Below are 17,918 nucleotides of genomic sequence, written 5' to 3'. Positions count from 1 at the left end.
ACCATGGATCGGCAAGCCGAACGTCTGGCCTGGGCGCGCGCTGCGCTGGGCGCGCCAGGATTGCAACTCGAACGCGCGTCCACCGATGCCGGCTTCCGCAGCTACTGGCGCGGCATCGGCGCGGACACCTCGTACATCCTGATGGATTCGCCGCCGGCGCTGGAGGATGTGCGACCGTGGTTGGCGATGCACCAGGTGCTGCAGCACGGCGGCGTGCGCGTGCCGCGCATCATCGCCGAAGCGCGCGATATCGGCTTCCTGCTGCTGGAAGACCTCGGCACCGATACCTATCTGCAGCGGCTCGATGCCGACAATGCCGATGCCCTGTTCGATGCCGCCATCGACCAGCTGCTCACCTTGCAGGCGATCGCGCCGCCGGCCTGGCTGCCGGCCTACGACGAAGCCCTTTTGCTTCGCGAGTTGCGCCTGTTCGATGAATGGTTCTGCCAGCGTCACCTTGGACTCGCGCTCGATTGCGGCGAACTGGAAACCCTCGATGCCGCGGCACGGGTGCTGATCGACGCGGCACTGGCACAGCCGCAGGTGCTGGTGCATCGCGACTTCATGCCGCGCAACCTGATGCCGGTGCGCGATGGCCCGGCGGTACTGGACTTCCAGGATGCGGTGACCGGGCCGGTTGCCTACGACGTGCTCTCGCTGTTCAAGGATGCCTTCATCAGCTGGCCGGCACCGCGGGTGGATGCCTGGCTGCGGCATTACCACCAGCGCGCCAGTGCGGCAGGCGTGCCCCTGCCCGCGCCGGAGCGCTTCCTGCGCGATGTCGATCTGATCGGCGTGCAGCGCCATCTCAAGGTGCTCGGCATCTTCGCGCGCCTGCATCATCGCGATGGCAAACCGAAATACCTGGCCGACGCCCCGCGCTTCCTCGGCTACCTCGACGAGGTGCTGCCACGCCATGCCGCATTGCAGCCCCTGCATGACTTCCTGCAGCGGCGCGTGAAACCTGCGATGCACGCATTGCAGGCAGCACCAGCCCCGGCATGAAAGCACTGGTATTCGCTGCCGGGCTGGGTCAGCGCATGCGTCCGTTGACCGACCGCGTGCCCAAGCCGCTGCTCGAAGTCGGTGGCCAGCCCCTGATCGCCTGGCATCTGCATCGCCTCGCCGCACTCGGCGTCGAGGACGTGGTGATCAATACCTCCTGGCTGGCCGAACAATTCCCTGCGCGGCTGGGTGATGGCCGCGACTTCGGCCTGCGCCTGCATTTCCTGTACGAAGGTGAAACCCCGCTGGAAACCGGTGGCGGCATGTTGAACGCCTTGCCGCTGCTGGGCGATGCACCGTTCATTGCGGTCAACGGCGACATCTTCTGTGATGCCGACCTTGCCGCCCTGCCACGCTCGCCCGCAGGCCTCGCCCATCTGCTGCTGGTGGACAATCCGCCGCACAACCCGGAGGGTGACTTCGTGCTGGATGCGAACGGCCGCCTGCACGACGAGGGCGCGCACAGACTGACTTTTGCCGGCGTCGGCGTGTACCGCCCGGCACTGCTGGAGCACTGGCGCGAGGTGATCGGTACCGCACCGGGCAGCGATGCCATCCCGCCGCGCTTCAAGCTGGCCCCGTTGCTGCGCGCGGCGATGGCGCGGGGCAAGGTCAGCGGCGACCACCATCGCGGACAGTGGACCGATGTCGGCACCCCCGAGCGCCTGGCCGAACTCAACCGCCACTTGCAGAAGGCGCAAGCGGGCCAGGCGCCGGTCGCCTAGCCCTCCGTGCCCAGCACCTGGCGCAGGAACGGCAGCGTGATGCGGCGCTGCGCGGCGAGGGATTCCCGATCCAGACGATCGAGCATGCGGGTCAGGCTGACGAGGTCGCGATTGACCCGGCGCAGCAGCCAGTCCAGCGCCGGCGGCTCCAGTTGCAGGCCGCGCCGCTCGGCACGCTGACGCAGGATCTCGCCGCGCGTCGCGTCGTCGGGTGGGTGCAGGCGGATGCGTGCCAGCTGCTGCAAGCGTGAACGCAGGTCGGGCAATACCAGGCCCAGCGCGTCGGGCACCTCGCGCCCCGCATACAGCACGCGCGCACCCACGCGCCGCGCGTGATTGTGGAAATCGAACAGCGCGATCTCGTCATCGCGACGGCCGGCCACTGCCTCCAGCCCATCCAGCACGTACAAGGTGTCCGCTTGCGGCTGCGGCAGCGAAGCGGCCATTGCGCCCGCCAGCGACGGCAGGGCGAGATAGCGCACCGCGACGCCCTGCTCCTCGGCCTCGGCACACAGGCCGAGCGCAAGATGCGTCTTGCCCACCCCGCCCGGGCCATGCAGGTACAGCCAGTCCCCGCCCGCGGCCAGCGCGCGCAATTGCGCCAGCATCACGTCCGATGCGCCGACGTAGGCTTGCAGACGCTGGTCGGAGGGGTAACGCAGGGCCAGCGGCAGTTGCCGGGCGATGGAGTTCACGTCTGTGGTGGCTCGCTGTCCGTGCTGTCCACCGTCGCGACAACGCGTCGTTCGTCACCGACCACGATCGCCGGGCCCTCGCCGACATAGGCGCGGCTGGCGCGGTAACGCTCCACCGCGAAACGCAGCAGGACGTTGATCACCGCCGCCGCCGGCAACGCCAGCAGCATGCCGAGGAAGCCGAACATCACGCCGCCAGCCATCACTGCGAAGATCACCGCCATCGGGTGCAGGCCGATGCGCTCGCCGACCAGCTTCGGCGTCAGCAGATAGCTCTCGATCAGCTGCGCCACGGTGAACACCACCGCCACCCCGGCCAGCCCCTGCCAACCCAGTCCCTGCACCAGCGCCGCCACGGTCGCCATCACCACCACCGAGGCCGGCCCCAGATACGGCACGAAGCTGAGCAGGCCACCGATGATGCCGATCAGGATGCCGACCTTGATCCCGGCCAGCCACAGGCCCACGCCGTACAGCACGCCCAGCGCGGCCATCACCAGGAACTGACCGCGCAGGAAGCCGCCAAGCACCTCGTCGGATTCGCGCGCCAGGCGCGTCACCGTGTCGATATGGTCGCGTGGCACCAGCGCCGCGATGCGCTCGACGAAGCGATCCCAGTCGCGCAGGAAGAAGAACGCCAGCACCGGGATCAGCACCACGTTGGCCGCCCACAGCATCATGGTCAGGCCCGAGCGCGAGACGAAGCCGAGCAGATTGACCGCCACCCCGCCGGCGCTTTGCCAGTGCTGGCGCAGCATTTCCAGCAGGTGATCGGCCTCGAACCAGGCCACCAGGTCGAAATGGAAGTTTTGCTCGACCCACGGCGCCAGGCGACCGCTGAACCAGCCATCGAACCAGCGCTGGTATTCCGGCCAGGACTGCACCAGGGTGGTGACCTGCTGCACCACCAGCGGCACCAGAATCAGCAACAACAGCAGCAAGGCCAGCGTCATCACGGTGAACACCGCGAACACCGCGGTATTGCGGCTGGCACCACGCGCCTCGATGCGATCCACCAGCGGATCACCCAGCCAGCCGAGCATCGCCGCGATCACGAACGGCGTCAGCACCGGCGACAGGCGGCCCAGCAGCCAACCCAGCCCCAGTGCCACCACACCCCACTGCATCCAGCGGAAGAAGCGGGCGATGATGGCCAGTGAGGCTTGCGCAGACGTTGCCATGGCGGCCTCAGCGCAAGCGGAAGGCAGCGTCACCGCCTTCGGCCTGGTCGGCGGCGATCACGCCATCGCGCTCGATCACGCGACGGAACCCGGCAAGGCCGCTCTTCAGGTGCACCACGAACACCGCCTGCTCACCCTCGGCTGATACCGGCACCACCGTGCCGACCAGCGAATGCCGTTCGAGGTAGCCGACCAAGCGCAGGTAATCGCTGCCGCTGTGGATGCCGCTGAACACCAGGCGGAAGTCGCCGGGCGGGCTGGCCGGCACAGTCGCCCGGGCATATTTGCGCGCCAACGCATCGCCGGCAACATCGGCACCGGTGGCGATCACGCGTCGCGCGTCGGCACCGGTTTCCGAGCGGCGCGCCAGCACGCGGCCGTTGTCGACGAAGATCCAGTCCGCACGCCAGCCGCTGCCGGCGCGCTGCACCTTGCCGATCAATTGCATCGGCGGGCGATAGGCACGCGAAATGCGCGCTACCGCGGCGGTGTCGCCACGCCAGATCGCGCCGGCGATGGCCTGTTCGGCCGCGTTGCCCTGCGGCAGGCCCAGGCGATAGCCACGCGCCTGCGCGCGATCCAGTGCGCTGCGCGCGACGTTGACCTGTTTCAACGCCACCAGACGCGGCCCGCTGCCGTCATCCAGAGCCAGCCACAGCACCGGCTTGGGCCGCGGCTCCGGCCAGACCGGCACGCCGACGAGCTGCGCCAGCTCGTTGACCTTGTCCGGCTTGAAGCGCACCACCAGCATGGTGCTGAACGTGGGCGCCCCGCTGGCGGAAACACCTTCATCCTGACGATAGTCGTAGCCGGCCACGTAGTCTTTCGCGTTGCGCAGCTCCTCGCCCACGCCCGGCCGCTGCTGCGGGCTGCGCTCGCCGGAGATCTTCGACAACACCTGCACCAGTGCACGCGCAAAGCCGCTGTTGCGCTCGCTTTCGGTCTGCGAGCGCACCGGCACTTCGGCCTGGTACACGCCCTGGGCGGCGGCACGGCTGCCTTCGGCACGCTGCGCGTGGGCCGCGCCCATCGCCAGCAGCAGCATGACCGCGCAGGCCCAACGAATCGCTGTCGACATGTGTCTGTTCCGGAAACCGATGCACAAATGGTGCCGCAGGCGCGGCTGCGCGTCCATCGCGCGGCGTTGACGACTGGTAAAATCGCCGTTTCCGATGCCCAGCGAGGACGCCGTGAATTCGCCCACCCCCCTGACCTACCGCGACGCCGGTGTGGATATCGATGCCGGCAACGCGCTGGTGGAGCGGATCAAGCCGCTGGTCAAGCGCACCCTGCGCCCGGGCGTGATGGGCGGGCTCGGCGGTTTCGGTGCGCTGTTCGACCTCTCCGGCAAGTACCGCGAACCGGTGCTGGTCTCCGGCACCGATGGCGTCGGCACCAAGCTCAAGCTGGCGCAGCAACTGGGCCGGCATGACAGCATCGGCATCGATCTGGTCGCGATGTGCGTCAACGACGTGCTGGTGCAGGGCGCCGAGCCGCTGTTCTTCCTCGATTATTTCGCCACCGGCAAGCTCGACATCGACACCGCCGCCGCGGTGGTCGGCGGCATCGCGCGCGGTTGCGAGGAAGCCGGCTGCGCGCTGATCGGCGGTGAAACCGCGGAAATGCCGGACATGTACGCGCCGGGCGAATACGACCTCGCCGGCTTCTGTGTCGCCGGGGTGGAAAAGAGCGAGCTGCGTGACGGCAGCCAGGTGCGCGCCGGCGACGTGCTGCTCGGGCTGGCCTCCAGCGGCCCGCATTCGAACGGCTATTCGCTGATCCGCCGCATTCTCGAGCGTGCCGGAATGCCGCTGGGCATGACCCTGGGCGAGATCTCGCTGGAGGACGCGCTGATGGCGCCGACCCGGCTCTACGTCAAGCCGTTGCTGAATCTCCTCGCCGGCGCGCACGGACCGGCGATCCACGGCCTTGCCCACATCACCGGCGGCGGCCTCAGCGAGAACATCATCCGCGTGGTGCCCGACGGGCTCGGACTGGACATCGATGCGGGCGCACTGGTGCTGCCGGCGGTGTTCGACTGGCTGCAGCGCGAAGGCGCGGTCAGTGATGCGGAAATGTGGCGCACCTTCAATTGCGGCATCGGCTTCGTGCTGATCGTGGATCCGGCACAGGCCGGCGCAGTGCAGGACGAACTGCAACGCCTCGGCCTTGGGCCGCGAGCGATCGGCCAGGTGGTGGCGCGCAGCAATGGCGAGCGGGTGCGCATTGGCTGAATCCGCCGCGCTGCTGCCACCGGCACGCATCGCCTTCCTCGTTTCCGGCCGCGGCAGCAATCTGCAGGCGGTGCTGGACGCGATCGCCCAAGGCAAGTTGCATGCCGAGGTGGTCGGGGTGTTTTCCGATCGCCCCGGCTGCGAGGCACTGCAGCGCGTCGCGCCTGCCCTGCGCTGGAGCCGTGACCCGGGGTGGCATGCCGAGCGCGCCCGCTTCGAAGCCGCACTCGGCGATGCGGTGGCCGCGACCGCGCCGGACTGGGTGGTCTGCGCCGGCTACATGCGCATCCTCGGCGACGCCTTCGTGCACCGTTTCGCCGGCCGCCTGCTCAACATCCACCCGTCGCTGCTGCCGAAGTACCGCGGCCTGCATACCCATCGCCGCGCGCTGGAAGCCGGCGATGCCGAACACGGTGCCAGCGTGCACTGGGTCATCCCGGAACTGGATGCGGGCACGGTGATCGCACAAACGCGCATGCCGATCCTGCCCGGGGATGACGAGGCTCGCCTCGCCGCACGCCTGCTGCCACTGGAGCATGCGCTGCTGGTGCAGGTGCTGCACGATGCCAGCCTGGGCCGGCTGCGGCCACCGCCGGGCCTGCCTGTACCGGACCTGCCTGAATAGGGCGCAACCCGACCGCCGGCGGTCATGCCGCATTTACCGCCGGCACATTAGATTGTCCACGCACCCGGATAACGACCCGAACAACGAACTGCCCATGCGTCGTCCTGCCATCCTGATTGCCGTGCTGGTCCTGTCATCGACCGTTGGCGCCCGGCCCCTGCCTGCCGCTGCGGCATCCGCCGCCGCGGACCAGACGCAGGTGCAGGCGGTGGCCGACGCGGCGCCGCTGCCGCCGTTCGTGCTGCGCCCCTTCGCCGGCACCTATCAGGTGTTCCGCGGGCAGAAGCCGCTGGGCCAGGCGGTGATGCGCCTGGTCAATACCGGTGGTGCGCGCTGGCGCGTGGACCTCGGCATCCAGGGTACCCAAGGCCTGGCCGGTGCCGCAGGCGTCAACATCCAGCAAAGCACGGTGTTCGAAGTGCTGGGCGGCCAGTACCGGCCGATCACGCAGAGCACCGTGCGCCATGCGCTGTTCGCCACCCGCAAGACCGTCGGTGCATATGATTGGGCCAAGGGCATCGCCACCTGGTCGGGCGATGTGAAGAAGTCGCGCCGCGGCCGCGAGATCGCGCTGCAGGCCGGCGACATGAGCGGCCTGCTGATCAACCTGGCGGTGATGCGCGATGCGCAGCCGGGGGCCACCCTGACCTACCGCTTCGTCGATGATTCGCGCAGCCGTGAACACCGCTATCAGGTCTCGCAGGCGACGGAAAACGTGCGCATCGGCGAGATTGGCTACGACGCCTGGCGCATCGAGCGCGGCGCGGCGGGTGGCGACCGCACCGTGGTCTGGTACACCCCGGAAGTGCCGCTGCCGGTACGCATCCACCTGCAGGATGGTGACGATGCCCCGCTCGACCTGATGCTGATCCAGTACAAGGGAGTCTGACATGTCCATCCACCGCAATGCGGCACTGGCCGCGGTACTTGCCCTGACCGCACTGGTCCCGGCACAGGCCGCCGAACTGAAAGCGTTCAATGCCAGCTACCGTGCCAGTTACAACAACATGGCAGCCAATGCCAGCATGTCGCTGAGCCCGGCCGGAAGCCATCGCTGGACCTACCGCATGAACGTGCAGAATGCGCTGGTGCAACTCGAGCGCAGCGCCGTGGTCGATGCCGGCGGCGAGCGCCTGCGGCCGCTCAGCAACAGCGAGTCGGTGAACATGGTGGTGCGCAAGCGCAGCAAGCAGGGCCAGTACGACTGGGGTGCCGGCCAGGCAACCTGGAGCGGGCACGTCAAGGAGGATCGCAAGGGTCCGGTGCGGCTGCAGGCCGGCGACGTCGACGGCATGACGCTGAACCTCGCCATCGTGCGCGATGCCCTGGCCGGCAAGCCGCTGCGCTATCGCCTGGTGGAGAACGGCAAGGTCAAGACCATCGCCTTCCGCACCGCGGGTCGCGAGAACATCCAGGTCGACGGCAAGACCTTGAACGCGATCAAGGTCGATGGCAACGACGGCGGCAACCGCATGAGCCTGTGGGTGGTCGAAAACGTCCCGGTTCCGGTGCGCATCCTGCAACGTGACGACAACGGCGACACCATCGACCTGCGCCTGCAGTCGGTCAACTAAGCGCCAGCCACTTCGCCCGCGGCAATCACGACAGGCCCCGCTCGACGGGGCCTGTTTCGTTTGCCCTGACTGCCGGCGCGAGCCGCCCGCGCTCAGTCGATGCGACGGATGCCGGCACCCAGGCCGGAGAGCTTTTCCTCGATGCGCTCGTAGCCACGATCGAGGTGGTAGATGCGATCGATCACGGTTTCGCCCTCGGCGACCAGACCAGCCAGCACCAGACTGGCCGAGGCGCGCAGATCGGTCGCCATCACCGGCGCTCCGGTGAGCTTTTCCACGCCGCGCACGAAGGCGGTATGGCCATCGATGTGGATGTCCGCGCCCAGCCGCAGCAGCTCCTGCACGTGCATGAAGCGGTTTTCGAAGATGGTTTCGCTGATCACCGCCGCGCCCTCGGCCACGCAGTTCATGGCCATGAACTGGGCTTGCATGTCGGTCGGAAAGCCCGGGTGCGGCTGCGTGTGGATGTCCACCGCACGCGGCCGTCGGCCCTGCATGTCGAGGGTGATCGAGGTTCCGTCGATGTCGATCCGCGCACCGGCTTCTTCCAGCTTGGCCAGCACCGCCTCCATCGAGTCGGCATCGGCATGGCGCAGCGTCACCCGGCCCCCGGTCATTGCCGCGGCGACCAGGAAAGTGCCGGCTTCGATGCGATCGGGCAGCACCACATGGCGTGCGGCCTGCAACCGCTCCACCCCCTGCACGTGGATGCGCCCGGAGCCTGCGCCCTCGATCTTCGCGCCCATCGCCACCAGGCAGGCAGCGAGATCGACGATCTCCGGCTCCATCGCGGCGTTTTCCAGCACGCTCTCGCCTTCGGCCAGACACGCCGCCATCAACACGTTCTCGGTGGCGCCGACGCTGACCATCTCGAACGCCACGCGCCCGCCACGCAGGCGCTCGGCCTGCGCCTTGATGAACCCGTGCTCGACCTCCACCTGCGCACCCAGCGCCTGCATGCCCTTGATGTGCAGATCCACCGGGCGCGAACCGATCGCGCAGCCGCCGGGCAGCGACACTTCAGCGCGGCCATGCCGGGCCAGCAGCGGACCGAGCACCAGTACCGAGGCGCGCATGGTGCGCACCAATTCGTAGGGCGCGACATGCTGGTCGACCGGGCGCGGGTCGACCGTGAGCGCACTCTCCAATCCGCGGCCGAAATGCCGCTCGTCGATGTCCACGTCGGCGCCGAGCCCTTCCAGCACCTTGATCGTGGTGCGCACGTCATGCAGGGCCGGCACGTTGGCGATGGTCACCGGCGCCTCGGCCAGCAAGGTGGCGCACAGGATCGGCAACACCGCATTCTTGGCGCCGGAAATCGGCACCTCGCCGCGCAGAACCGCGCCGCCTTCGACCACGATCTTCTGCATCAGGCGATTCCGGCCGCAGTTGCCTCTTCCGGGGTCAGCGTCTTCAGCGCCAGCGCGTGGATCTCGCCGCCCATGCGCTCGCCCAAGGTGGCATAGACCATGCGATGCCGCGCCAGTGGCAGCTTGCCGCGGAATGACTCGCTCACCACCAGCGCCTCGAAGTGAACGCCATCCGCGCCCTGCACCTCCACCCGGGCATCGGGAAGGCCGGCAAGGATCAATTGCTCGATGCGGGCGGGGTTCATCGCGGCGCTCTCCAAACGGGTAAAATGAACCGATTAGTTTAGCGCCTCGCCCCTGCCCCCGCATGTCCGCCGCCCCCGCCTCCACCGACAGCCTGCTGGCCAGCGCGCGCCGCGTGTTCGCCACCGAAACCGCCGCGCTCGATGCGGTGGGTGCACGTCTGGATGGCGGTTTCACCCACGCCTGCCGACTGGTACTGGAGACTCGCGGGCGCGTGGTCTGCACCGGCATGGGCAAGTCCGGCCATGTGGCGCGCAAGATCGCCGCGACCCTGGCCTCCACCGGCACCCCGGCGTTCTTCGTGCACCCGGGCGAGGCGGGCCACGGCGACCTCGGCATGATCACCGATGCCGACATCGTGCTGGCGCTGTCCAATTCCGGCGAGACGGATGAACTGATCACCCTGCTGCCGGTGCTGGCGCGTCAGGGCAACCGGCTGATCGCGATCACCGGGCAGCCGCAGTCCACCCTCGCCCGTCGTGCCGATGCGCACATCGACGCGCGTGTGCCGGCCGAGGCCTGCCCGCTCGACCTTGCCCCGACCAGCAGCACCACCGCGGCGCTGGTGCTGGGTGATGCGCTGGCGGTCGCGCTACTCGAAGCGCGCGGCTTCACTGCCGAGGATTTCGCCCGCTCGCACCCCGCCGGCAGCCTCGGCCGACGCCTGCTGCTGCACATCCGCGACGTCATGCACGTGGAGGACGAAGTGCCCCGCGTCGGCGAGGACGCCCGGCTCAGCGAAGCCCTGCTGGAGATCAGCCGCAAGCGCCTGGGCATGACCACGGTGGTGGATGGCGAGGGCCGCCTCAGCGGCCTGTTCACCGATGGCGACCTGCGCCGGGCGCTGGATGCCGGCGCCGATGTGCGCGTGCTCAGCATCGGCGAGGTGATGACGCGCCAGCCGAAGTCGATCCGCGCCGACGCACTGGCAGTGGAGGCGGCGCGGATGATGGAGAAGCACAAGATCAGTGCGTTGCCGGTGGTCGACGCGGACGGCCGTGTGGTCGGCGCGCTGAACATTCACGACCTGTTGCGCGCGCGCGTGGTGTGATCGCATTCATGTCGATCACCGCACCCCAGGACGTGCAAGAACGCGCCCGCCGCATCCGGCTGGCCTGCTTCGATGTGGATGGCACGTTGACCGACGGACGCCTGCATTTCGATGATGACGGCCGCGAGCACAAGGCATTCCATGCGCAGGACGGTCTGGGCCTGGCGCTGCTGCGCCGGCACGGGATCGAGGTCGCGTTGATCACCGCCCGCCGCAGCCGGGTCACCGAGATCCGCGGCGCCGAACTGGGCCTGACCGAAGTGCATACCGCGGCCAAGGACAAGCTGGCGAGCACGCGCGACATCGCCGCGCGCCTGCAGCTGGAAATGGATCAAGTCGCGTTCATGGGCGATGACCTGGTCGATCTGGGTGTGTTCCTCCATGTCGGTCTGGCGGTGGCGCCTGCCAATGCGCACCCGTGGACCGCATCGCGTGCACATTGGGTGACGCCGCGCGCTGGCGGCCACGGTGCCGCGCGTGACTTCTGCGACCTGCTGCTGCTGGCGCAGGACCGGCACGAGGCGGTGCTGGCCGAATTCGGGGTGCCGGCGTGAGCAGGCGTGGCGTGCTGCGTCTGGTGCTGCTGGTGGCGGCGATCGCGGTCGGCTGGGGCATCCTGCACGAGCGCCGGCAGCCGCCCGGTGAGGCTGCCGCGCAGGCTCGCGCCGACTATCTGCTGCACGATTTCGAAATCATCGCCCTGCGCAAGGACGGCAGCGAGGGCTTCACTCTCAGGGCGCCGCAACTGGCGCGCAGTCCCGATACTCGCGAGATGGACATCGACAATCCCGTGTTCACGTTTCCGCACCGCGACGGCAGCCACTGGCGCTCGCGCTCGGCCAGCGGCTGGGTCGATGGCGAGGGCAACCACTTGCGCCTGCGCGGCGACGTGCAGCTGGACAACCCCGATGGAGACAGCGGCCTGACGATGCAGACCGAAGCGCTCGACGTGTTCCGCGACCGCGACATCGCCACCAGCGACGGCTTGGTCACCATCACCCAACCCGGTTCCATCGCCCGCGGCCGCGGCCTTGAGGCCCGACTCGACGAGAACCGTTTCATCCTGAAATCCGAGGTCCGTGCCCAATATGCGCCGTCCATCAAGTAAAGCCCTGATCGCCGCCCTGGTGCTGGTGGTCGCCAGCGGCCTGGCCATGGCCAAGTCCTCCGACCGGCGTGCGGTGATGCACATCAGCGCCGACCACACCGAATACAACGCCAACAATGACGGCAGCCCGACCGTGCTTACCGGCAACGTGGTGATCACCCAGGGCACGCTGAAGATCAATGCCGCGCGCGCCGAGGTATACCAGTCCGGCGGCGACATCTCGCGCACCGTGCTCAGCGGCAATCCGGTGACGATGTCGCAGGAGATGGACGATGGAACACCGATGAGCACGCGTTCCACAAAGGTCGATTACGACATGCGCAGCGAAACCGTGATCCTCACCGGAGGCGTGGTGATCACCCAGCCGCGCGGCAACCTGCGCGGCGAGCGCGTGGTCTACAACATGCGTAGCGGCCAGGTGCAAAGTGGCGGCCAGGGCAGCGGCCGGGTGCAGATGACGATCAAGCCACGCAACGCGGAAGGCAACTGATGCTTGTCGCCAGCGGCCTGCGCAAGAGCTACAAGTCGCGCGTGGTGGTCAGCGACTTCGGCCTGACCCTCGAACCCGGCGAAGTGGTGGGCCTGCTCGGGCCCAATGGCGCCGGCAAGACCACCTGCTTCTACATGATCGTCGGCCTGGTGCCGGCCGATGCCGGCCGCATCGAGCTTGATGGCCGCGACATCACCCACCAGCCGATGTACGAACGCGCCAAGCTCGGCGTGGGCTATCTGCCGCAGGAGCCGTCGGTGTTCCGCAAACTGAGCGTGGCCGACAATCTGCGCCTGGTGCTGGAGCTGCGCAAGGATCTCGACCGCCCTGCGCGCGAGCGCGAACTGGCCTCGCTGCTGGAGGAATTGCAGATCGAACACGTGCGCGACCAGGTCGGCAGCAGCCTGTCCGGCGGTGAACGCCGTCGCTGCGAAATCGCCCGTGCATTGGCCGCGCGTCCACGCCTGATCCTGCTCGATGAGCCCTTCGCCGGCGTGGATCCGATTTCCATCGGCGAGATCCAGAAGATCATCGCCCATCTCAAGCAGCGTGGCATCGGCGTGTTGATCACCGACCACAACGTGCGCGAAACCTTGGGTATTTGCGACCGCGCGTATATCCTCAACGAAGGCAGCGTGCTCGCGCAGGGGGCTCCGGACACGTTGCTGGCCAACCCGGACGTGCGCAGGGTGTATCTGGGCGAAGGCTTCCGCCTGTGATCCCGGCACGCGCGGGAGGCCATCCACGCGCGTGCAAGGGGATCCATGAAACCGCAGCTCCAGGCCCGACAGACCCAGACCCTCGCGCTGACGCCGCAGTTGCGCCAGGCATTGGCGGTGCTGCAGATGTCGGCCATGGAGCTGGATGCGGAGCTCGCCGAGCAGGTGGAAACCAATCCGCTGCTGGAATGGGCCGAGGACGCGGTCGAACCCGAGCCTGTGGACGGCATCGGCGAAGGCGAGCGTGCCGCACAGGATGCCGTTGATGACTGGCAGGCCGATGATGTCCGCGATGAATGGCGCGAAGCCGGTGACGACTGGTCCATGTCGCAGGGAACCGGCGCAGGCGGCGGGGACGATGACGTGCTGGCACGCCATGCCGCCGACCGCGACCTGCGCGAGCACCTGGCCTGGCAGCTCGGGCTCACCCGCCTCTCGCCGCGCGACATGCAGATCGGCCTGGCGCTGATCGACGGCATCGACGACGACGGCTATCTGCGCGAGGATTTTGCCGCCATCCGTGAAGCCCTGCCGGCGGAATGGTCGCTGGATGATGAAGACATCCTTCCGGTGCTGCACCTGATCCAGCAACTTGACCCGCCCGGCTGCGGCGGCCGCGATCTGGGGGGAATGCCTGTGTCTGCAGTTGCAGCTGCTGCCCGCCGACACCCCGGGGCGGGAGCTCGCCAGCCGCATCTGCGGCGAAGCCATCGAGCGCCTGCCGCGCCTGGGTACGGAAGGCATCGCACGCGAAATGCAGGTGTCGCCGGAGGATGCCGCGATCGCCATCGACCTGCTGCGCGGCCTTGATCCGCGGCCCGGTGCGCAGATCGGCAGCGTCGCGCATGACAGCTACGTGGTGCCCGATGTGGTGGTCTGGCGCCAGCACGGCCTGTGGCGCGCCACCCTCGCCAGCCATGCACAGCCGCGGGTGACGATCAACAGCCACTACGCCGCGATGGCCGCCGATGCCGGCGGCGAGGATGGACACTATCTGCGCGGTCGGCTGCAGGAAGCGCGCTGGCTGCTGAAGAACATCCAGCAACGTGGCGAAACCCTGCTGCGGGTCACCGAATACCTGATCCGCGAACAGGCCGCATTCCTCGAGTTCGGTCCGCAGGCGCTGCGTCCGTTGACCCTGCGTCAGGTCGCCAGCAAGCTGGAACTGCATGAATCGACCATCTCGCGCGCGATCGCACGCAAGTACATGCGCACCCCGCGCGGCACCTTGGCCTTGCGCGATTTCTTCGCCTCGGGCATCAGTGGCGAAGGCGGCGAGGCCTCCAGCACCGCCATCCAGTCCATGATCCGCGACCTGGTGGAAGCGGAGAACCCGCGCAAGCCGCTGTCCGATGCGGCCCTGGCACGGCAGCTCGAGGCCGGCGGCGTGGCCGTGGCCCGGCGCACGGTGGCCAAGTACCGCGAGGCACTGGGCATTCCCTCCTCGCAAGAGCGCGTGCGGCTCTGAAGCTGTCGGCGCTTGGCCTCTGCGGCTCATGCCACGCGATCACACGGCCTTCCGCAGCCATGCAGTGCACCGCGAAGCCCGCATCGCACTTCGTTTAACTGCTCCTTCACCTCTTGCCAACCCGCTTGCGCGATGCTGTGATGGAGACGCACACCAAGCCCGGGAGGAAAGCCATGCAGATCGAGGTCTACGGCCAGCACATCGAAGTCACCGACGCGCTGCGCAGTTATGGCGAAGACAAGATGAGTCGGCTGGAGCGGCATTTCGAGCAACCGATGCAGGTCCGGCTGCAGCTGGAACTGGACAAGCCGCATCACCGCGCCGTCGGTCATGTGCGCGTGGCCGGTGCCGATTACCACGCCGACGCCAGCGCACAGACGATGTATGCCGCGATCGATCTGCTGACCGACAAGCTGGACCGGGTGCTGGTCAAGCACAAGCAGAAGCTGCACGACCGCGCGCGCCGCAATGACAGTGCCGCGCGCGAGGGTGCATTCGGCTGAACCCCGACCTCCACCGCAGCGCGCCGCGCGGCCATCCCGCCGTGACGGTGCCCGATGCCATGCCACCCGTCCCTGCCGCCCGCCCGTTCCCCGCCGCATGAGCCTGCGCACGCTGCTGGCGCCCACGCGCATTGCCCTGGATGTTGCGGTCGACGATGTCGACGGCCTGCTCGCCCGGCTGGCACAGCTGCTCGCCGACGAAGATCCTGCGCGCAGCGATGACATCCTTGCCAGCCTGCGCCAGCGCGAGCGCCTGGGCAGCACCGCCATCGGCCACGGCGTGGCGTTGCCGCATGGGCGCAATGACGTGTTCGACGAGGCGCGTGCCGCCTTCGTGCGCCTGGCCCGGCCGCTCGAGCTTGATGCCGTCGATGGCGAAGCGGTGGATCTGGTGCTGGCGCTGTCGGTGCCCGCGCACTTCACCCGCCAGCACCTGCAGTTGCTGGCGGAAATCGCCGAACGCTTCATCGATGCCGGGTTCCGCGACGCATTGCGCACGGCGCACGACACCGACGCCGCCCATGCCCTGCTCGCCCAGGTGCCGCCGCCATGAGTCAGCGCATCAGTGCCGGCGAGCTGTTCGAGCAGATGCGCGAAAAGCTGGCGCTGCGCTGGGTCGGGGGCGAACACGAGGCGCAGCGCATGCTGGTCGCGGCACAAACCAATGCACGGCGGCCCTCGCTGGCCGGCTACCTCAACCTGATCCATCCCAACAAGGTGCAGATCCTCGGCAGCGAGGAGCTGGCGTGGCTGGACGAACTTGATGCCCGCGCGCGCTGGGAAGCGATCGAGAAGATCATCCAGGCGCAGCCGCTGGCACTGGTGATCGGCAAGGGTCACGCCGCGCCCGAGGACCTGCTCACCGCGGCCGACGAGTCCGGCACGCCACTGTGGACATCGCCACGCCGTGGCCACGAGCTGCTCAACCACCTGCAATACCACCTTGCACGCCAGCTGGCTCCGCGCACCACGCTGCATGGCGTGTTCATGGAAATCTATTCCATCGGCGTGCTGATCACCGGCGAGTCGGGTGCCGGCAAGAGCGAACTGGCGCTGGAGCTGATCACCCGCGGCCATCGTCTGGTGGCCGACGACGCGCCCGAATTCACCCAGATCGCGCCGGACGTGCTCGACGGCGCCTGTCCCGAACTGCTGCAGGACATGCTGGAGGTGCGCGGCCTGGGCCTGCTCGACGTGCGCGAGATGTTCGGCGACACCGCGGTCAAGCGCAACAAGTACCTGCGCCTGATCGTGCACCTGACCCGTCCCGCGCTGGAAGCCAGTCCGGCCGGCATCGAACGCCTCACCGGCGACCTTGGCAGCCGCCGCGTGCTCGACCTCGACGTGCCGATGATCACCCTGCCGGTGATGCCCGGACGCAACCTGGCGGTGCTGACCGAAGCCGCCGCACGCCAGCACATCCTGCGCGCCAAGGGCGTGCATCCCGCGGCCGCCTTCATGGCCCGTCACTCGCATTTCCTGCAAACCGCCGATGGCGAGGAACCCGTCGATGCCTGAGTCACCGCGCCTGCTGCTGGTCACCGGAATGTCCGGCGCCGGCAAATCGATCGCCCTGAAGACGCTGGAGGACAACGGCTTCTTCTGCGTGGACAACCTGCCGGCGGAACTGCTCAGCGATTGCGTGCGCAAGCATTTCACCCTGCATGGCGGCGACAGCCCGCCACCGCTGGCGGTGGCGATCGACGTGCGCAGCCGCAGTGACCTCAACCACATGCCGCAATGGCTGTCGGAACTCGGTCAACAGGGACATGACCCGCGCCTGCTGTTCGTTGATGCCAGCGACGAGGTGCTGCTGCGCCGCTATGCCGATACCCGCCGCCGCCACCCGCTGAGCCACCTCGGCCTCGCCCTCGCCGATGCCATCGGGCTCGAGCGCCAGGCACTCAAGCCGCTGCATACGCTGGCCGACGAGAGCATCGACAGCAGCGGGCTCAACGTGCACCAGCTGCGCCGCGAGGTGATCGAACGCCTCGGCATCGGCCGCGACAAGCCGCCGCTGCTGCTGTTCGCCTCATTCGCATACCGCCGCGGCCTGCCATCGGATGCCGACTTCGTGTTCGATGCCCGGGTGCTGCCCAATCCGCACTGGAACCCGCAGCTGCGTCCGCTGTCCGGGCGCGACCAGGCGGTGCGCGAGTTCCTTGATGGCGAAGCCGACGTGCAGACCTATTACACCCAAGTGCGCGACTTCCTCGGTGCCTGGCTGCCGCGCCTGCGTCAGGACACGCGCAGCTACATCACCGTGGCCATCGGCTGCAGCGGCGGCCGTCATCGTTCGGTGTACCTGGCCGAAACCCTGGCTGCGCACTTCCGCACCAGCGGCTGGCCGGATGCCGCCAGCTTCCATCGTGAGCTGGATGCCTGACCGGCCGCGCACCATGGCCAGCACCCGCCCGCATGCGGATTGGCGACGACCCTCGTCGAGTGCCGCCATCAGGCACACTGGACGCCTCTTCGTGCACTCAATCCACATGCCACGACCACGTCCCTGCCAAGGCCGCACGCGATGAGCGTCGGCGTTCTCCTGATCACCCACAGCGGTGTCGGCGCCGCGCTGCTGGCCTCGGCCGAGCGCGTGCTGCGCAACCTGCCACTGGCAGCGGGCAGCTTCGAGGTGCCGTTCGATGCCGACCTCGACGCCATCCTGCCGGCGGCCAGCGCGGCCATGCGCCGCGTCGACAGCGGCGACGGCGTGCTGCTGCTGACCGACCTGTATGGTGCGAGCCCGAGCAACCTGGCGGCGAGGCTGGCGCAGCTGGGCTCGCCCACACGGCGTGTCGCCGGGCTCAATCTGCCGATGCTGCTGCGGGTGATGAACTACCCGGAACAGGCGTTGGACGCGTTGCAGGCCACCGCCTCGCTCGGCGGGCGCAACGGCGTGCTGCTGGACGACCCGGTGTAGGGGG

General features: G+C 68.3%; 21 protein-coding genes and 1 pseudogene. 17 read left to right on the top strand and 5 right to left on the bottom strand.

Annotation, left to right across the window (positions count from 1 at the left end; genetic code table 11):
- Positions 1–3 precede the first annotated feature (3 nt).
- Together ACW11F_RS08610 and murU are read left to right on the top strand one after the other, a co-directional pair.
- On the top strand, positions 4–1,005 hold the full coding sequence (locus tag ACW11F_RS08610) for an aminoglycoside phosphotransferase family protein (protein ID WP_456996438.1): 1,002 nt from the start codon (positions 4–6) through the stop codon (positions 1,003–1,005).
- Entirely contained in the window at positions 1,002–1,730 is a 729-nt protein-coding gene (gene murU / locus ACW11F_RS08605; protein ID WP_456996437.1) for an N-acetylmuramate alpha-1-phosphate uridylyltransferase MurU, read from the top strand. Before ACW11F_RS08610 ends, murU begins: the two co-directional genes overlap by 4 nt.
- Here the strand turns inward: murU and hda are convergent.
- From hda to ACW11F_RS08590, 3 genes are read right to left on the bottom strand one after another with little or no spacing between them, the layout of a single operon-like run.
- A complete protein-coding gene (gene hda / locus ACW11F_RS08600) occupies positions 1,727–2,425 on the bottom strand; it encodes a DnaA regulatory inactivator Hda (protein WP_456996436.1) in 699 nt (232 codons plus the stop codon). The two genes, murU and hda, sit on opposite strands and share 4 nt — an antisense overlap.
- Positions 2,422–3,606 carry an AI-2E family transporter gene (locus ACW11F_RS08595; protein WP_456996435.1) on the bottom strand — a complete coding sequence of 395 codons (1,185 nt, stop codon included), beginning with the start codon at positions 3,604–3,606 and terminating at the stop codon, positions 2,422–2,424. Before ACW11F_RS08595 ends, hda begins: the two co-directional genes overlap by 4 nt.
- Before the next feature lie 7 nt (positions 3,607–3,613).
- Positions 3,614–4,684, bottom strand: coding sequence for a DUF2066 domain-containing protein (locus tag ACW11F_RS08590; protein ID WP_456996434.1), 1,071 nt, complete (start codon positions 4,682–4,684; stop codon positions 3,614–3,616).
- A 112-nt stretch (positions 4,685–4,796) separates the two neighbouring features.
- On the opposite strand from ACW11F_RS08590, the gene purM reads away from it, so the two are divergent.
- From purM to ACW11F_RS08570, 4 genes are all read left to right on the top strand, one after another.
- Positions 4,797–5,840, top strand: coding sequence for a phosphoribosylformylglycinamidine cyclo-ligase (gene purM / locus ACW11F_RS08585; protein WP_456996433.1), 1,044 nt, complete (start codon positions 4,797–4,799; stop codon positions 5,838–5,840).
- 10 nt (positions 5,841–5,850) lie between these two features.
- Positions 5,851–6,465 carry a phosphoribosylglycinamide formyltransferase gene (gene purN / locus ACW11F_RS08580; protein WP_456996584.1) on the top strand — a complete coding sequence of 205 codons (615 nt, stop codon included), beginning with the start codon at positions 5,851–5,853 and terminating at the stop codon, positions 6,463–6,465.
- A gap of 94 nt (positions 6,466–6,559) precedes the next feature.
- The gene (locus ACW11F_RS08575; RefSeq protein ID WP_456996432.1) at positions 6,560–7,354 is read left to right on the top strand and encodes a DUF3108 domain-containing protein; all 795 of its coding nucleotides are present in this window, start codon (positions 6,560–6,562) and stop codon (positions 7,352–7,354) included.
- A 1-nt stretch (position 7,355) separates the two neighbouring features.
- Positions 7,356–8,039, top strand: a complete 684-nt coding sequence (locus tag ACW11F_RS08570) for a DUF3108 domain-containing protein (RefSeq protein WP_456996431.1) — start codon at positions 7,356–7,358, stop codon at positions 8,037–8,039.
- Between the two features lie 92 nt (positions 8,040–8,131).
- Here the strand turns inward: ACW11F_RS08570 and murA are convergent, their stop codons facing one another.
- The gene (gene murA / locus ACW11F_RS08565; RefSeq protein WP_456996430.1) at positions 8,132–9,409 is read right to left on the bottom strand and encodes a UDP-N-acetylglucosamine 1-carboxyvinyltransferase; all 1,278 of its coding nucleotides are present in this window, start codon (positions 9,407–9,409) and stop codon (positions 8,132–8,134) included.
- Positions 9,409–9,654, bottom strand: coding sequence for a BolA family protein (locus tag ACW11F_RS08560; RefSeq protein WP_456996429.1), 246 nt, complete (start codon positions 9,652–9,654; stop codon positions 9,409–9,411). The genes murA and ACW11F_RS08560 overlap by 1 nt, the downstream gene beginning before the upstream one ends.
- 62 nt (positions 9,655–9,716) lie before the next feature.
- Here ACW11F_RS08560 and ACW11F_RS08555 point away from each other — a divergent pair, with 62 nt between their 5' ends.
- The 11 genes and pseudogenes from ACW11F_RS08555 to ACW11F_RS08505 all read left to right on the top strand — a co-directional run bounded on the left by ACW11F_RS08555 (position 9,717) and on the right by ACW11F_RS08505 (position 17,914).
- Positions 9,717–10,703: a KpsF/GutQ family sugar-phosphate isomerase gene (locus ACW11F_RS08555; RefSeq protein WP_456996428.1), complete on the top strand. Its 987-nt coding sequence runs from the start codon at positions 9,717–9,719 to the stop codon at positions 10,701–10,703.
- A gap of 8 nt (positions 10,704–10,711) precedes the next feature.
- The gene (locus tag ACW11F_RS08550; RefSeq protein ID WP_456996427.1) at positions 10,712–11,257 is read left to right on the top strand and encodes a KdsC family phosphatase; all 546 of its coding nucleotides are present in this window, start codon (positions 10,712–10,714) and stop codon (positions 11,255–11,257) included.
- Positions 11,254–11,811: an LPS export ABC transporter periplasmic protein LptC gene (lptC, locus tag ACW11F_RS08545; protein WP_456996425.1), complete on the top strand. Its 558-nt coding sequence runs from the start codon at positions 11,254–11,256 to the stop codon at positions 11,809–11,811. Before ACW11F_RS08550 ends, lptC begins: the two co-directional genes overlap by 4 nt.
- Entirely contained in the window at positions 11,792–12,301 is a 510-nt protein-coding gene (gene lptA, locus ACW11F_RS08540) for a lipopolysaccharide transport periplasmic protein LptA (protein ID WP_456996583.1), read from the top strand. Before lptC ends, lptA begins: the two co-directional genes overlap by 20 nt.
- Positions 12,301–13,020 carry an LPS export ABC transporter ATP-binding protein gene (gene lptB, locus ACW11F_RS08535; protein ID WP_456996424.1) on the top strand — a complete coding sequence of 240 codons (720 nt, stop codon included), beginning with the start codon at positions 12,301–12,303 and terminating at the stop codon, positions 13,018–13,020. The genes lptA and lptB overlap by 1 nt, the downstream gene beginning before the upstream one ends.
- Before the next feature lie 45 nt (positions 13,021–13,065).
- Positions 13,066–14,488, top strand: a pseudogene (locus ACW11F_RS08530) (RNA polymerase factor sigma-54).
- Between the two features lie 173 nt (positions 14,489–14,661).
- Positions 14,662–14,991 (top strand): ribosome hibernation-promoting factor, HPF/YfiA family, encoded by a 330-nt coding sequence (hpf, locus tag ACW11F_RS08525; protein ID WP_456996423.1) that lies wholly within the window; start codon positions 14,662–14,664, stop codon positions 14,989–14,991.
- Between the two features lie 97 nt (positions 14,992–15,088).
- Positions 15,089–15,544, top strand: coding sequence for a PTS sugar transporter subunit IIA (locus ACW11F_RS08520; protein WP_456996422.1), 456 nt, complete (start codon positions 15,089–15,091; stop codon positions 15,542–15,544).
- Positions 15,541–16,509: an HPr(Ser) kinase/phosphatase gene (gene hprK, locus ACW11F_RS08515; protein WP_456996421.1), complete on the top strand. Its 969-nt coding sequence runs from the start codon at positions 15,541–15,543 to the stop codon at positions 16,507–16,509. Before ACW11F_RS08520 ends, hprK begins: the two co-directional genes overlap by 4 nt.
- Positions 16,502–17,377: an RNase adapter RapZ gene (gene rapZ, locus ACW11F_RS08510; protein WP_456996420.1), complete on the top strand. Its 876-nt coding sequence runs from the start codon at positions 16,502–16,504 to the stop codon at positions 17,375–17,377. Before hprK ends, rapZ begins: the two co-directional genes overlap by 8 nt.
- A gap of 141 nt (positions 17,378–17,518) precedes the next feature.
- Positions 17,519–17,914 carry a PTS sugar transporter subunit IIA gene (locus ACW11F_RS08505; RefSeq protein ID WP_456996419.1) on the top strand — a complete coding sequence of 132 codons (396 nt, stop codon included), beginning with the start codon at positions 17,519–17,521 and terminating at the stop codon, positions 17,912–17,914.
- The last annotated feature ends 4 nt before the right edge of the window (positions 17,915–17,918 follow it).

It is taken from the genome of Luteimonas sp. e5 (genome assembly GCF_054031035.1).
This window is presented reverse-complemented; position numbering and strand designations above follow the sequence as displayed.